The following is a 15716-nucleotide window of genomic DNA, read 5'->3' as shown; positions in this document are numbered from 1 at the left end:
TTGCGGCACGGGCGCGGCCCATGCAGGCACCTGGCACAACAGCGCCACATCCTCCTTCTCCCCGTTCACGGGGAGAAGGTGCCGGCAGGCGGATGAGGGGCGGCCGGGAACGAAGCCCCATCGGCCCCATCCCCAGGAGCCCGCCCGATGATCCGCTACATCCTCTGGCGCATCGCCGTCATGGTTCCGACGCTGGCGCTCATCTCGGTGCTGGTCTTCACCATCATCGAACTGCCGCCGGGCGACTATTTCGAGAGCTACATCGCCGAGCTGCGCGCCATGGGCGAGGCCACCGACATGGCCGAGATCGAGGAGCTGCGCGAGCGCTACGGCTTCGACAAGCCGCCGGCGCTGCGCTATGTCTACTGGGTCGGCGGCATGCTCACCGGCGATTTCGGCTATTCCTTCGAATACCGCCTGCCCGTCTCCGAGGTGGTGGGCGACCGGCTCTGGCTGACGGTGCTGGTCTCGTTCGTCACGATCATCTTCACCTGGCTCATCGCCTTCCCGATCGGCATCTACTCCGCCACCCACCAGTACAGCTGGGGCGACTACGGCCTGACGCTCGCCGGCCTCATCGGCATCGCCGTGCCGAACTTCATGCTGGCGCTGGTCGTCATGTATTTCGCCAATATCTGGTTCGGCGTCTCGATCGGCGGGCTGATGGACCGCCAGTTCCTCGGCGCGCCGATGAGCTGGGAAAAGTTCCGCTCCATCCTCTCGCATATCTGGATCCCGGTCATCATCATCGGCACGGCGGGCACGGCGGCGATGGTGCGGCGCCTGCGCGCCAACCTGCTCGACGAGCTCAACAAGCAATATGTGGTGACCGCGCGGTCCAAGGGCCTGCATCCGATGCGGGTCCTCACCAAATATCCGCTGCGCATGTCGCTCAACTTCTTCATCTCCGACATCGGCTCCATCCTGCCCTCGATCATCTCCGGCGCGGAGGTGACCGCCATCGTGCTGTCGCTCGAGACGACCGGTCCCATGCTGATCAAGGCCCTGCAGACACAGGACATGTATCTCGCCGGCTCCTTCCTGATGTTCCTCGCCTTCCTGACCGTCATCGGCGTGCTGGTCTCCGATATCGCGCTCGCCATCCTCGACCCGCGCATCCGGCTCGGCGGAGGCGCCCGCAAGTGAAGACGCCCCTTCCCGAACCCGGCGCCCCGCTCGGCCATTTCGTCTCGGACAAGCCGTTCGATCCCTATGCCGCCGAGCGCAAGACCGAGGAGCTGAAGAAGGTCGCCCAGGCCTCGCAGTTCCAGCTGATGTGGTGGCAGTTCCGCCGCCACCGGATGGCGCTGGTCTCCGGCATCTTCCTCATCGTCATCTACCTGATGATCGCCGTCAGCGAGTTCCTGGCGCCCTACAACCTGCACACCCGCAACATCGACTTCATCTATTCCCCGCCGCAGACCCTGCGCTTCATGCATGAGGGCCAGTTCGTCGGTCCCTTCGTCTACGGCCAGAAGATGACGCTCGACATGGACAACCTCCGGCGCGTCTACACCGACGACAGGACGGACGTGCAGAAGCTGCGCTTCTTCTGCCGCGGCGACAGGTACAGGTTCTGGGGCCTCTTCACCTCCGACGTCCACCTCGTCTGCCCGGCGAAAGACGGCCAGTTCTTCTTCCTCGGCACCGACCGGCTGGGGCGCGACATGCTCTCGCGCATCCTCTACGGCGCGCGCATTTCGCTCACCATCGGCGCGCTCGGCGTTGCCATGAGCTTCGTGCTGGGCATCGTCATCGGCGGGCTTGCCGGCTATCACGGCGGCGTCTTCGACCTCATCGTGCAGCGCGTCATCGAGGTGTTGCAATCGATCCCCAGTATTCCGCTGTGGATGGCGCTCGCCGCGATCATCCCCGTCACCTGGAGCCCCATTCTCGTCTATATCGGCATTACGATCATCCTCGGCATGCTCGACTGGACCGGACTTGCGCGCGCCGTGCGCTCGAAACTTCTTGCCTTGCGCGAGGAAGATTATGTATTGGCGGCCCAGGTCATGGGCGCGGGCAGCGCCCGCATCATCCGCCGCCATCTCATACCCGGCTTCATGTCCCACCTGATCGCCAGCGCGACGCTGACCATTCCGGGCATGATCCTCGGGGAGACGGCACTGAGTTTCCTCGGGCTCGGCCTCAGGCCGCCCATCACCAGTTGGGGCATCCTGCTGACGGAAGCCCGCAGCATCAACATTATCGCTCTCTATCCTTGGCTGCTCTTTCCGGTGGTACCCGTCGTTTTGGTCATTCTGGCTTTCAACTTCCTTGGCGATGGACTGCGTGATGCGGCTGACCCCTATAAGTGAAATCGGGATTACGAATGCAGAAGAATCGCCCCTCCTCGACGGCGGGCCCGGCGGATACCGGGAGGTCGTGCCCTTGAGCCGCAGTTTCGAGCACGCCCGCATCCTCATGTACAGCCACGACACGTTCGGCCTCGGGCACCTGCGCCGCTGCCGCACGATCGCCCATGCGCTGGTGGAGGAATATCGCGGCCTCAACGTCCTCATCATCTCCGGCGCGACGATCGCCGGCGCCTTCGATTATCGCGCCCGCGTCGATTTCGTGAAGATCCCCAGCGTCATCAAGCTGCGCAACGGCGAATACACCTCGCTGGAGCGCCATATCGACCTGGAGGACACGCTGACCATGCGCCGGTCGATCATCCGCCACACGGCCGAGACGTTCAATCCGGACATCTTCATCATCGACAAGGAGCCGATGGGCCTTTCCGGCGAGGTGGAGGAGACGCTCGCCTACCTCAAGGGCTGCGGCACGCGGCTGATCCTCGGCCTGCGCGAGGTGATGGATTCCCCGCACCTGCTCGACGCCGAGTGGAAGCGCAAGGACGTCATGCACAAGATCGCGCGGTTCTACGACGACATCTGGGTCTACGGCCCGCCGGATTTCTACGATCCGCTGGTCGGCCTCGACGTGCCGCAAAGCGTGCGCGACAGGCTGAACTTCGTCGGCTTCCTGCAGCGCAACGCGCTGAAGATGGACCGCGCCCAGTACCAGCCGTCGGGCGACTACATCCTGGTGACCACCGGCGGCGGCGGCGACGGGGCGGAGCTGGTGGAGGACGTGCTGCGCGCCTACCGGCACGATGCCGGCCTCACCCACCGCGCCCTCATCGTGCTCGGCCCCTACATGCCGCAGGGCGAGCGCACCAAGCTGACGCAGGAAGCCGCGAAGATCCCCTATGTCGAGGTGATCGAGTTCGATTCACGCATGGAGGATCTCGTCGCCGGCGCGAAGGCGGTGGTGGCGATGGGCGGCTACAACACCTATTGCGAGATCCTCTCCTTCGACAAGCCGGCGCTCATCGTGCCGCGCGTGCAGCCGCGCGAGGAACAGCTCATCCGCGCCACCCGCGCCGCCGAGCTCGGCCTCGTCGACATGCTGCTGCCGGAGGAATCGGCCGATCCCGCACGCCTTGCCGCCGCGCTGAGGACCCTGCCGGAACGCCGCCCGCCCTCCAGCGGCAACCCGGAGCTCCGGCTCGAAGGCCTGCGCAACATCGCCCGCATCGTCGGCGAGGAGCTTTCCGCGCGGGAGCTCACCCCGCCCTCCGTCGCTTGAAGAGGCCACGCCCGCCGTGTCGCTGCCGCATAAGATCGTCGTGCTGCTGAAGGGCTATCCGCGCCTTTCGGAAACCTTCATCGCCCAGGAACTGCTCGGGCTGGAGCGCGCCGGGCTCGACCTCGTGCTCGTCTCGCTCCGTCGCCCGACGGACAAGAAACGCCATCCCGTGCACGACGAGATCAAGGCCCCGGTGTCCTACCTGCCGGAATACCTGCATGAAGAGCCTTTTCGCGTGCTGCGCGGCCTGTTCAAGAGTCTTCGCGCCCCCGGCTTCGGCGCGGCCATCCGCCAGTTCCTGAAGGACCTGCCGCGCGATTTCAGCCGCAACCGGTTCCGCCGCTTCGGCCAGGCGGCGGTGCTCGTCGGTGAATTTCCCGAGGCCGGCGGCTGGCTGCACGCCCATTTCATCCACACGCCCGCCTCCGTCGCCAATTACGCGGCCCGCATGCTCGCCCTGCCCTTCTCCGTCTCGGCCCATGCCAAGGACATCTGGACGTCGAAGGACTGGGAACTCGCCGACAAGCTCTCGACCGCCGACTGGGCGGTGACCTGCACCAAATCCGGCCACGCCCACCTCCAGGCGCTCGCCGGCCCGAACCGCGACCGGGTGCATCTCAGCTACCACGGCCTCGATCTCGACCGCTTTCCGCCGCTGGAGGACGGGGCCTACCCCCCTCTGGCCTGCCGGCCATCTCCCCCTCAGGGGGGGAGATTGGCTGGGAGTGAAACCCTTGCTCAATCGGCAACGTCGGAGGGGGAGATGGCCGGCAGGCCAGAGGGGGGTGACGCACGCCACGCCCCGCATCCGGAAGCCTGCGACTGCGCCGGGGCCGCAAACCCCCGCCCGCCCCGCGACGGCTCCGACCCGGAAAATCCCGTCACCATCATCAGCGTCGGGCGCGCGGTGCCGAAGAAAGGCTATGACGTCCTGCTGGAGGCTCTCGCCCGGCTTCCCGGGGATTTGCAGTGGCGTTTCGTCCATGCCGGCGACGGCGGGGAGCGGGCGAAGCTGCAAAAACTCGCCGACGAACTCGGCATCGCGCAAAAGATCACCTGGCTCGGCGCGGTCGACCAGAAGGACGTGCTCGCCGCCTATCGCCGCGCCGATATCTTCGCGCTCGCCTGCCGCATCACGCCGGACGGCGACCGCGACGGCCTGCCGAACGTGCTGGTGGAGGCGGCAAGCCAGCAGCTCGCCTGCGTGGCGACCGACATTTCCGGCATTCCCGAGCTTTTCGAGACCGAGGAGAACGGCCTGCTCGTGCCCTCCGAGGATGCGGCGGCGTTTTCCCGCGCGCTGGAGCGGGCGATCCGCGATCCCGCCCTTCGCCACAGGCTCGGCGCGGCCGCCGAGGCGAAGGTGCGCGGGAGCTTCGACCACCATACCAGCATCGCGCAGCTGAAGGCGCTATTTACGACCGGAGCCCGCCGATGAGCGGCCCGCGCGTCCTCTTCTACGTCCAGCACCTGCTCGGCATCGGCCATCTCGCCCGCGCCAGCCGCATCGTGCGCGCGCTCGTCGACGACGGCTTTGCCGTCACCCTCGTCACCGGCGGCATGCCGGTCGACGGCTTTCCCGGCCCCGGCATCGACCATGTCGCCCTGCCGGCCATCGCGGTGGGCGACGGCGGTTTTTCCGCGCTCGTCGACGCGAACGGCACGGTCATCGACGAGGTCTTCAAGGCCGCGCGGCGCGACCGGCTGCTCGCCGCCTATCACGCCATGCGGCCCGACATCGTCATCGTCGAGGCCTTCCCCTTCGGCCGCCGCCAGGTGCGCTTCGAGCTCCTGCCGCTGATCGCGGCGATCGAAGCGAGCACGCCGCGTCCCCTCCTCCTCACCTCGCTGCGCGACATCCTGCAGGAGCGCGCCAAGCCGGGCCGCGACGAGGAGACGATCGACCTCGTGCTGCGCCATTTCGACGGGGTTCTCGTGCATGGCGACCCCGCCTTCGTGCGCCTGGAGGACACCTTTCCGCTAGCCGATGCCATTGCCGGACGCGTGGTCTATACCGGCCTCGTCGGCAGCCCGGCGGCAGGACCCGCCGCGGAACGCTACGACGTCGTCGTCTCGGCCGGCGGCGGGGCGGTGGGCGCCGGCCTCGTGGAGGCCGCGCTCGCGGCATCCGGCCGTCGCACCGGCAGCGGCCGCTGGCTGGTCATCACCGGTCCCAACCTGCCGCAGGCCGATTTCGCGCGGCTGTCCGCCGCGCGCCCCGCGCATGTCGATCTCGTGCGCTTCCGCACCGACTTCCGCAACCTGCTGGCGGCGGCAAGGCTCTCGGTCTCGCAGGCCGGCTACAACACGGTCTGCGACGTGCTGCAGGCCGGCTGCGGCGCGGTGCTGGTGCCCTTCGCCTCGGGCGGCGAGAGCGAGCAGACGGCGCGCGCCGAGCGGCTGGAACGGCTCGGCCGGGCGGTCGTGCTGCGCGAGGACATTCTTTCCGGGGAAACGCTGGCGGACGCAATCTTGCGGGCCGAAGAGGCCGGGACGGAGAAAAATGTGCCTGTTTTGCAACTGGATGGCGCCAATCGTACCGCGAAAATCCTGAGGGACCTACTAAAACGGCGGGTGACTTCCTAGCTCTTGCGGTATTGCGGCTGTCTTATAATCTTCACACGCGACAGCGGCCGTTCACGCACAGAAGCTCTTCATGGAAAAAAGTCTCGCCCGGTACATTTGGGATCACACCCGGCCGCAGCAGCTCTTCATCCTGCTGATCGTCGCCCTGTCCATGATCCCCTACTACATGGCCTTCGATCTGCCCAAGCAGATCGTCAACGGCCCGATCCAGGGAACGGGGTTCGAGCAGCCCGGCAATACCCAGCTCTTCATGCCGATCGCCTTCGACCTGCCGTTCTTCGGCCATGTCGAGCTTTTCGCCGGCCTGCCGCTGGAGCGCATGCCCTCGCTGCTCGCCCTCAGCCTGACGTTCCTCGTGCTCGTCATCATCAACGGCCTGTTCAAGTATTTCATCAACACCTACAAGGGGCGTCTCGGCGAGCGGCTGCTGCGGCGCATCCGCTACGAGCTGGTCGACCGCATCCTTCGCTTCCCGCCGCGCTACTTCAAGCACATCAAGGCCGGCGAGGTCTCCTCGATGGTCAAGGACGAGGTGGAGCCGCTCGGCGGCTTCACCGCGGATGCCTTCGTGCAGCCGGCGCTGCTCGGCGGCCAGGCGCTGACGGCGCTGGTCTTCATCTTCATCCAGCATTTCTGGCTCGGCTTCATCGCCTTCGCCATGGCCGCCATCCAGGTCGGCATCATCCCGCGCATGCGCCGCCGGCTCATCGAGCTCGGCCGCGAGCGCCAGCTCACCGCCCGCCAACTCGCCGGCCGCGTGGCGGAGATCGTCGACGGCATCGGCACGATCCACGCCTACGACACCTCCAACTACGAGCGCGCCGACATCGCCGCCCGCCTCGGCCGCATCTTCAAGATCCGCTACGACATCTACCAGTGGAAATTCCTGGTCAAGTTCCTCAACAACTTCCTCGCCCAGCTGACGCCGTTCCTGTTCTACTGCATCGGCGGCTACCTCACGATCGTCGGCAAGCTGGACGTCGGCCAGCTCGTCGCCGTCATCAACGCCTACAAGGAACTGCCCGGCCCGCTGAAGGAGCTGATCGACTGGGAGCTGGTGCGCCAGGACGTGCAGGTCAAATACGAGCAGGTCGTCGAGCAGTTCGAGGCCGACGAGATGATCGCGCCCGAGATCCAGGCCATCGACGCGGGGAACGAGCCGGTGCTGCACCATCCGCTCAGCACCACGAACCTGCTGGTCGACGACGATATCGGCGGGCGGGCCTTGGAGCATGTGACGGTGAAGATCGCCCCCGGCGAGACCGTCGCCATCATCGGCACGGCGGCCAGCGGCGGCGATCGCCTCGCCGAGGCGCTGGCGCGCGTCGTCTGGCCGGCCGGCGGCAAGGTGACGGCGGGCGACGACGACCTCTTCGCCCTGCCGGAGGCGGTGACCGGCCGGCGCATCTCCTATGCCTCGCCCGAGGCCTATTTCTTCCACGGCAGCCTGAAGGACAACCTGCTCTACGGCCTCAAGCACGCGCCGATCGAGCCGGCCGCCTACAAGGGCCAGGCCGCCGACCAGCGCAAATGGGACGTGCTGGAGGCGCGCCGCTCCGGCAATCCGGACTTCGACCTCAACGGCAACTGGATCGACCTCGCCACGCTCAATGCCAACGGCAAGGACGGGCTCTTCGGCGCGATGATGGCCGTGCTGGACGTGGTGGAACTGTCCGACGACGTGCTGCAGCTGGCGCTGCATTCCTCGATCGCGGTCAACAACGACCCGGACGTCGCCGCCCAGATCGTCGAGATGCGCCATGACCTGCGCGAGGAGCTGGACCGCCGCGACCTCAACAGCCTCATCGTGCCGTTCCGCGACAACGAGTACAACACCGAGGCGCCGGTCGCCGAGAACCTGTTCTTCGGCATGATGCCCGACCCGAAGGCCTCCACCAAGGCGATCGTCAAGACGCCCTATTTCCGCAACATCATGCGCGAGAGCGGCCTCGGCACGGCGCTGTTCGAAATGGGCAAGGCCATCGCCGAGAGCACGGTGGAACTCTTCAAGGACCTGCCGCCCGACCACCCGTTCTTCGAGCAGCTGACCTTCATGCGGGCGGAGGAGATCCCGACCTATCAGCACCTGCTGCAGAAGCTGCGGCACAATGCCGCACCGAGCGAGGAGGACCGGATCGCGCTGATCAAGCTCAGCTTCTTCTATGTCGAGCCGCGGCACCGTTTCGGCGTGCTCGACGAGAAGCTGATGCGCAAGATCGTCGAGGTGCGCCACCAGTTCCACGCGAACCTGCCGGTCGAACTCCAGGCCCACATTGAACGTTACAATCCGGATGCCTATCTGACATCGGGAACGCTGGTGGACAATATCGTGTTCGGCAAGCTCAACCATCGCTTCAGCGACGCGATTTCCAAGCTGAGGGAGATCGGCGGGGAGCTTCTGGCCAAGCGGCCGGAACTCTACCGCGCGTTGATGGCGCTGGGGTTGGAATCGAATATCGGGGCCGGCGGCCGGCGATTGAACAACCTGCAGCGCCTGAAGCTGGGCCTGGCCCGCGCCCTCATCCGCCGCTCGGACTACTACATCTTCAACCGTGCGTTCTCGGGCGTCGACCACCACCTGCAGGAGCACATCGTGGAGGCCGCCCTTGCGTTCCTGGCCAAGAGCGGTGATAATCCGGCTGTTGTCTGGGTTTTGTCAAATACCCCGCTTGCAAAACACTTTAAAAGGGTGCTTGCTTTTGATGGCGGAAGTTTGGTGGAAGACGGAACCTACGACACGATCGTCGAAAGCGGTACGGTATACAAGCAACTGATAGCATGACTGGTATGAAGTGATCAGATAACCGGAATTCGAGGCGGTTGACTGTTATGATCTTGAACGACGAAGTGCAGATGTTACGACGGGTCCCGCTGTTCTCGGGCATCGATGCAGGCAAGCTGAAACTGCTCGCCTTCGCTTCGGACCGGGTGAGCTACCGTGAAGGCCAGGAACTCTTCCACCAGGGCGATGAGGGCGACGCCGCCTATGTCGTCCTTTCGGGCGTCGTCGACGTCTACAAGGAAGGGCCCTCGGGAGACGAGAAGATCGCATCGACCGGCAGCTGCTCGGTCGTCGGCGAGATCGCCATCCTTTGCGGCACGACCCGCAATGCCACCGTCAAGGCCTCCACGGTCGTGGAAGCACTGCGCATCCGCAAGGACTGCTTCCTCAAGGTCCTCTCGTCCTGCCCCCGCAGCATGGCCGAAACCATGCGCGTGATGGGCGAACGGCTCGCCACCGCGCACTGAGGACCGCTCCGTCGGCCTTTACTGCCGGCATCTCCTGAACGTCCCTTTCGGGCCGACAGGACGGCTGCTGCGTGCGGCCTCTTTCCTCATCCTTTTCCGAAAGCCTTTTCGCGCGCTGCAAAGGCGTTACGTTGCCGGATTTTCCGCCGTTGCGGCGGGAGGACCCCGTTCCGCGAAGCAGCGAAGCACCTTGCGGCGCCGGCTGGATTTGCCAAGGAATTGCGGCAGAAACAAGGGACTAGCCGCCTTCGCCACGCTCTTGCGCCTTCATATTTCTGTGATCATCCGCTCGCTGCCTGCGAAGGCTGCGATCTGGGCATGTAGCGCAATGCAGGAACGGTGGGTTACTTGCGGGGGTCGTTTCCTGCGGCGCGACAAGCGGCGGGCACCCCCCTCTGCCCTGCCGGGCATCTCCCCCTCAAGGGGGGAGATTGGATGGAGAGCCGTTTCGCCCTTTCCAGCGCTGCTGATGAAGCGAGGCTTTCACCTCTTGCCGATCTCCCCCCTTGAGGGGGAGATGCCCGGCAGGGCAGAGGGGGGTGGTCATGGCGCCCTCGCTTCTTTCCTGCACGGCCAACCCACCGCCCTTGCAAGCAGCGCCAGAAGGGCAAAGCGGCGCTGGAGGAGGCCCCCGCAAACCGCCGCCCTACCCGACCAGATCCTCCGCACGCTCCCAGACGCACCCCGCGTGCCCGGCCGTCGCCTCGAAAATCAGCGCCATCAGCGCCCAGGCCGCCGTGTCGTGCACGAGGTGGTGGGTGAGGAGGCCGATCGGGCCGTCATGGGTCTGCGAGACGCGCACGAGATCGGCGATCACCGCCTCGGCCGGCCGGGCACCCCGCGTGCCGCGCCAGTCGATGATGTCGACATGGGTGTTGCACACGGCGAGCGGCGCGGGCTTTTCCGGGCCGAAGACGGAGAGCACCTTGAAGCCAAGGGACGGCAGGCCGTCGACGACGGCCGGCGCGATGCGGTTCCACGGCGGCACCAGCATGGGCACGAAGCGCCCGGCATGGAGCGCGGAAAGCCGTTCGAAGCCTTGGCCGAGCTCGGCAAGCACCGCCTCCGCCGGCCGGTGGGCGCCGAGCTCCTGGCTCTTCTCGCCGGGTCCCGCATGGTTCTCATGCGCCCAGCCGTGCACCGCCACGCGCGCCAGCGGGGCCTCGGCCAGCCGCACCGCCAGCGCCGCGCCGGTGAAGGCCGGGATGACGGCGATGAGCACGGGTACCGCGTGGCGCGCGGTCAGCGCCAGAAGCGTGTCGAGCGCCGCGGTCGGCGCCACCGCATCGTCGTCGCGCAGCCACAGCCGGAGCGGTCTGCCCGCCGCGGCCCGGCGGGCGATCTCCTCCGTAAGGGGTCTTGCGCAGGCAGGCAGCGTCATCCCGTCTCTCCAACAGTGTTCCGCAGGACGGCATCCAGCACCGCGGCGGCGGCCGGCAGCGAATGCTCGGCCAGCACGCGGGCGCGGGCCTTTTCCGCAAGGCGCCGGCGCTCCGCCGTATCGTCCAGGAGGGCCGCGATGGCCGCCGCATAGGCGGCGGGATCGCCCGGCGCGGTAAGGCGCCCCGTCTCGCCGTCCTCGACCACTTCCGGAACGCCCGCCGTTTGCCAGGCGACGACCGGAAGGCCGGCGGCCTGGGCCTCCAGATAGGCGAGCCCATAGGCTTCGCCGCAGCCCGGCCAGACATAGAGCGCGCCCCCGGCCAGGACCTCCGCCACCGCGGCCTGCGGCTTCTGCCCGAGCCAGGTGATGCGCCCGTCGCCAAAACCGGAAAACAGCGCCTCCACCTCGGCCCTGAGCGGCCCGTCGCCCACCACCGAAAGGCGCCAGGGCCGGTCCTCGATCAGTCGCAACGCCGCAGAGAGCGCGCGAAAACTCTCCAGCTTGTCGCCGGCCCGCATCATCGCCACGGTGACGAGGTGGCCCGGCTCCGGCCGTGCGGCCTGCCCGGTGAACGGCGCCGCGTCGATGAAGGGTTTCAGCGCCGCAATGACCGCATCCGGCGCAGCGGCGGCAAGGCCCGCCCGGTCGCGGGCGGTGAGCCCGATATTGACGGCCGCGCCGCGCACCGCCTCCAGCACCCGCGCCTGCATGTCGCGCCAGATGCCGACATTGCGGCGCCCGGAATAGGAGGCCTCCGCCGTGGCATAGGCGACGCCGAAGCGCTCGCAGAGCGGAGGGCCGATCAGGTCCGGCGCCTTGTAATAGGGATGGTAGCAGAACCAGAGGTCCGGCACGCGCTCCGCCCGCCAGAGTGCCGAAAGCCGCTCGACCTCCGCCGCCGCCCGCGCGCCGAGCGCGGCATAGGCCGCCGCATCGTCGCTGTCGCCGCAAAAGGCGCGCAGCTGCGAGGCGAGCGTGACCGCATGGCCGGCATGCCTCAGGCAGTCCATAAGCTGGCGGGCCATCAGCCGGTCGCCCGAGGGCACGGCATGGTCCGGCGATTTCAGCGGGGCGTAGAACGCGATCTTCATGCTCGCCCGCAGGCCCTTTCTCATCGTCGCCCTGGCGCCGCGAGCCGCGGCACGGCTTTGCGGCCCACCATGCTGCGCGCCCGGCGAGGCCGGACGGCAAGGGTTGACAGGCCGGCCAAACTCTCCCATCTCAACGCGCGGTCCTGTATATGTGCGCGGAGTGCCGATGCCAACTGCCTTGCTTTCCCACGAGACGCTGCTGGCCCGAATAACGTCTCGTGAAGCGCGCGTCGGCGTCATCGGCCTCGGCTATGTCGGCCTGCCGCTCGCCATCACCGCCGCCCGCGCCGGCTTTGCCGTGACGGGTTTCGACACCGATCCCGGCAAGATCACCGCGATCGAGGCCGGGCGCAGCTATATCGAGGCGGTGCCGAGCGATATCCTTGCCGCCGAGCACCGCGCCGGCCGCTTTGCCGCGACGAGCGATTTCTCCCGGCTCGGCGCATGCGACGTCATCGCCATCTGCGTGCCGACGCCGCTGACGCGCCACCGCGACCCCGACATGCGCTATGTGGAGCAGACCTGCCGCGACATCGCCGCGACGCTGCGCCCCGGCCAGCTCGTCGTCCTGGAATCGACCACCTATCCCGGCACGACCGACGGCCTGGTGCGCCGCACGCTGGAGGCCGGAGGCCTGACGTCCGGCACGGATTTCTTCCTCGGCTTCTCGCCGGAGCGCGAGGACCCCGGCAACCGCCAGTTCCAGACCTCGACCATCCCGAAGGTCGTCGCCGGCGACGGCGCGGCGGCGCAGGCGCTCGTCACCGCCTTCTACGGCGCGGTGGTCAAGACGGTCGTACCCGTCTCCTCCACCGCCACGGCCGAAGCGGTGAAGCTGACGGAGAACATTTTCCGCGCGGTGAACATCGCCCTGGTGAACGAGCTGAAGGTCGTCTACGAGGCCATGGGCATCGACATCTGGGAGGTGATCGACGCCGCAAGCTCAAAACCCTTCGGCTACATGCCCTTCTATCCCGGCCCGGGCCTCGGCGGCCATTGCATCCCGATCGATCCCTTCTACCTCACCTGGGCCTCGCGCGCCCACGAGCTGCCGACCCGTTTCATCGAGCTCGCCGGCGAGATCAACTCTTCCATGCCCCGCCATGTGGTGGGCAGGCTGGCCGAGGCGCTCGACCGGCGCGCCGGCAAGGCGCTGAGCCGCTCGAAGGTGCTGGTGATCGGCCTTGCCTACAAGAAGAACGTGCCCGACATCCGCGAAAGCCCGTCGCTGAAGCTGATCGAGCTGATCGAGGAGCGCGGCGGCGCGGCGAGCTACTACGATCCGCATGTGCCGGAAATCCCGCCGACCCGCGAATACGGCGCCTTCCGCGGTCGCCCGTCGGTCGCCTGGGACGAGGCGGATATCCGCGCCTTCGACGCGATCCTGATCGCTACCGACCATGACGATGTCGACTATGCGGCGCTGGCCGAATGGGGCGCGCTGATCGTCGACACGCGCAACGTCTTCGCCCGGCGCGGCATCGCCGCCGACACGATCCTCAAGGCCTGAGATCCCGCATGAGCCGCCTCGAAAGCTTCATCCGCCGCATGTCCGCCCAGCGCGACGTCATCGACCATGTCGCGCAGGCCCTGCACCTGCCAGAGGACGGCGCGATCCTCGAGATCGGCCTCGGCAACGGCCGGACCTTCGATCACCTGCGCGAGAAATTCCCCGGCCGGCGCATCGTCGCCTTCGACCGGGCGCTCGGCGCGCATTCCTCCTCCACGCCGCCGCCGGGCGACCTGGTGCTCGGCGAGATCGTCGAGACGGCAAGGGCCTTTGCCGGCACGGATGCCGCGCTCGTCCACGCCGATATCGGCACCGGCTATGACGACAGGGACGCGGTCACGCTGACCTGGCTGCCCGACATCGTCGCCCGCGCGCTCGGCGCCGGCGGCATCGCCATCAGCGGCCTGCCGCTCGACCACGCGGCGCTGGAGCCCCTGGCGCTGCCCGCCACCGTCGACAGCAAGCGCTACTTCCTCTACCGCAGGCGGGCCTGAGCCCCATGGCCCGCGTCGCCGTCATCGCGGACGCCCATTTCCACGATATCGAAGGCGACTACGATTTTCCCGGCATCGTCGTGAACGGGCGCAGGCTGACGGTGCGCACCTTCGCCGACACCGTCCGCTCCACCCGCGTCTTCAACGAGAGTTTTACCGCCCTCCCCGCGGCGCTCGACCGGATCGTCGCCATGGGCATCCGCCACGTCGTCCTGCTCGGCGACTATACCGACGACGGCCAGCGCGGCACGGTGGCGAGCCTCGTGCGGCTGCTTGCCGCCTATCGCGACCGCCACGGCCTCAACTTCTACGCCACACCGGGCAACCACGACGTCTTCGGCCCGCTCGGCAAGCACCGCGACACCCGCTATGTGCATGCCGGGGGCGGCACGGTGCTGGTGACGAGCGATGCGGAGAAGGCCGCGGAGGATCCGGGCCATCCGGTCGTGACGGAGAAGATGTATTGCGACGGCGTGCCGGCGGGCATCCGCGCGCTCGGCGAGTTCGGCTATTTCCGCCGCCCCGGCGACCTTCTTTTCGAAACGCCCTTCGGCGCCGATGACGCGCCCGCCGCGCGCGAGCAGGACCTGCGCTCCGCCGACGGCGGCACCGTGCGGCGGCTGATGGACGCCTCCTACCTGGTCGAGCCGGAGGACGGCCTGTGGCTCCTGATGATCGACGCCAATGTCTTCGAGCCGCGCAACGGCCGGCGCGACATCGCCCGCAAGAAGGCCTTCCTCGACAGTTCCGATGCCGGCTGGAACGCGCTCCTGCGCGTCAAACCCTATCTCCTCGCCTGGATCGCCGATGTCGCGGCGCGGGCGGCGCGCAAGGGCAAGACGCTCCTCGCCTTCTCCCACTATCCCGTGCTCGATCCCTTCGAGGACGAGACGGACAGCGAGCGGGCGCTCTTCGGCGAAACGACCGTCGCGAAGCGCACGCCCCGGCCGCTCGTCGCCGAAACGCTTGCCGCCGCCGGCCTGTCGCTGCATTTCAGCGGGCACCTGCATGTCGAGGCCCGCTCGTGCCACGATGCCGGTGGCCGCCGCCTCGTCAACATCGCCGTGCCCTCGCTCGTCGCCTTTCCCGCCGGCTTCGTCGTGATCGGGACGGGGGATGGGGCGCCGTCCGTCGAGACCGTCTCCCTTGCCGAAACGCCGCTCGATGACGATCTCCTCGCGCTCTACCGGGCCGAGCAGGCCCGTGCCGGCCATGCCCCGGACCCGGCGCTCGCCGCCCGCGACTACGGCGACTTCCTGCACCGCCACATGCGCGCCCTCGTCGTCCACCGCTTCCTGCCGAAGGAGTGGCCGGCGGACATGGCGGACATGGCGCGGCGCATGACGCTCGCCGATCTCTCCCGGCTGATGGCGGACGGCACGCCGCCGGGCAGCCTCGATACGGGCCTGCTGGAGGCCATCCCCCTCCTCGATCTCGTCGTCGACTGGTATTGCCTGCGCCAGTCCCCCGCGGCGGCTCCCGCCTATGTCGCCCCCGGCAGGCTCGCCTGCTACCGGTCCCTTGCCGCGCATTTCGGCGACCTCACGCCGGCGGCCGAGGACGGGCCGAGGCGGTTCTTCGCCATCTTCCTCGGCGTCCTCGGCCGCAACCTCGCGCGGGCGTCGAGGTAGGCGGGCGTTCTGCCCGATAGGGGCGTGGTGCACGCTGATACCCCCCTCTGCCCTGCCGGGCATCTCCCCCTCAAGGGGGGAGAATGGATGGAGCACCGTTTCGCCCATCTCCAGTGTTGCCGATCGGGCAAGGCTCTTGCCTCCTGCCGATCTCCCCCTTGTGGGGGAGATGCCCGG

At 67.7% G+C, this 15716-nt stretch carries 11 protein-coding genes and 1 pseudogene; 10 read left to right on the top strand and 2 right to left on the bottom strand.

Annotated elements, in window-relative coordinates:
* Positions 1 to 147: 147 nt before the first annotated feature.
* The 7 genes and pseudogenes from AABQ55_RS31010 (at position 148) to AABQ55_RS30980 (ending at position 9429) form a co-directional block, all read left to right on the top strand.
* On the top strand, positions 148 to 1146 hold the full coding sequence (locus AABQ55_RS31010; RefSeq protein WP_244768980.1) for an ABC transporter permease: 999 nt from the start codon (positions 148 to 150) through the stop codon (positions 1144 to 1146).
* On the top strand, positions 1143 to 2318 hold the full coding sequence (locus AABQ55_RS31005) for an ABC transporter permease (protein WP_272808995.1): 1176 nt from the start codon (positions 1143 to 1145) through the stop codon (positions 2316 to 2318). The genes AABQ55_RS31010 and AABQ55_RS31005 overlap by 4 nt, the downstream gene beginning before the upstream one ends.
* A gap of 73 nt (positions 2319 to 2391) precedes the next feature.
* A complete protein-coding gene (locus tag AABQ55_RS31000) occupies positions 2392 to 3594 on the top strand; it encodes a glycosyltransferase family protein (protein ID WP_272808994.1) in 1203 nt (400 codons plus the stop codon).
* A gap of 757 nt (positions 3595 to 4351) precedes the next feature.
* Positions 4352 to 5032, top strand: a pseudogene (locus AABQ55_RS37825) (glycosyltransferase); the annotation flags it as partial.
* Positions 5029 to 6180, top strand: coding sequence for a glycosyltransferase family protein (locus AABQ55_RS30990; RefSeq protein WP_272808992.1), 1152 nt, complete (start codon positions 5029 to 5031; stop codon positions 6178 to 6180). The pseudogene AABQ55_RS37825 and the gene AABQ55_RS30990, both read left to right, overlap by 4 nt.
* A 70-nt stretch (positions 6181 to 6250) precedes the next feature.
* The gene (locus tag AABQ55_RS30985) at positions 6251 to 8962 is read left to right on the top strand and encodes an ABC transporter transmembrane domain-containing protein (protein ID WP_272808991.1); all 2712 of its coding nucleotides are present in this window, start codon (positions 6251 to 6253) and stop codon (positions 8960 to 8962) included.
* Between the two features lie 47 nt (positions 8963 to 9009).
* Complete coding sequence (locus AABQ55_RS30980; protein WP_023512973.1) at positions 9010 to 9429, top strand: cyclic nucleotide-binding domain-containing protein; 420 nt, start codon at positions 9010 to 9012, stop codon at positions 9427 to 9429.
* Positions 9430 to 10075: 646 nt separating this feature from the next.
* On the opposite strand, the gene AABQ55_RS30975 is transcribed toward AABQ55_RS30980, so the two are convergent.
* Positions 10076 to 10810, bottom strand: coding sequence for a polysaccharide deacetylase family protein (locus AABQ55_RS30975; RefSeq protein ID WP_272808990.1), 735 nt, complete (start codon positions 10808 to 10810; stop codon positions 10076 to 10078).
* Positions 10807 to 11904, bottom strand: coding sequence for a glycosyltransferase family 4 protein (locus tag AABQ55_RS30970; protein ID WP_272809012.1), 1098 nt, complete (start codon positions 11902 to 11904; stop codon positions 10807 to 10809). The genes AABQ55_RS30975 and AABQ55_RS30970 overlap by 4 nt, the downstream gene beginning before the upstream one ends.
* Before the next feature lie 166 nt (positions 11905 to 12070).
* On the opposite strand from AABQ55_RS30970, the gene AABQ55_RS30965 reads away from it, so the two are divergent.
* From AABQ55_RS30965 to AABQ55_RS30955, 3 genes are read left to right on the top strand one after another with little or no spacing between them, the layout of a single operon-like run.
* A complete protein-coding gene (locus AABQ55_RS30965) occupies positions 12071 to 13414 on the top strand; it encodes a nucleotide sugar dehydrogenase (protein WP_272808989.1) in 1344 nt (447 codons plus the stop codon).
* Between the two features lie 8 nt (positions 13415 to 13422).
* Complete coding sequence (locus AABQ55_RS30960; RefSeq protein WP_272808988.1) at positions 13423 to 13908, top strand: class I SAM-dependent methyltransferase; 486 nt, start codon at positions 13423 to 13425, stop codon at positions 13906 to 13908.
* Between the two features lie 5 nt (positions 13909 to 13913).
* Entirely contained in the window at positions 13914 to 15539 is a 1626-nt protein-coding gene (locus tag AABQ55_RS30955) for a metallophosphoesterase family protein (RefSeq protein WP_272808987.1), read from the top strand.
* The last annotated feature ends 177 nt before the right edge of the window (positions 15540 to 15716 follow it).

The organism is Shinella sp. WSD5-1, assembly GCF_963942435.1.
Taxonomy (GTDB): domain Bacteria; phylum Pseudomonadota; class Alphaproteobacteria; order Rhizobiales; family Rhizobiaceae; genus Shinella; species Shinella yambaruensis.
The sequence above is the reverse complement of the archived record's forward strand: the minus strand, read 5'-3'. Positions and strand labels throughout refer to the sequence as shown.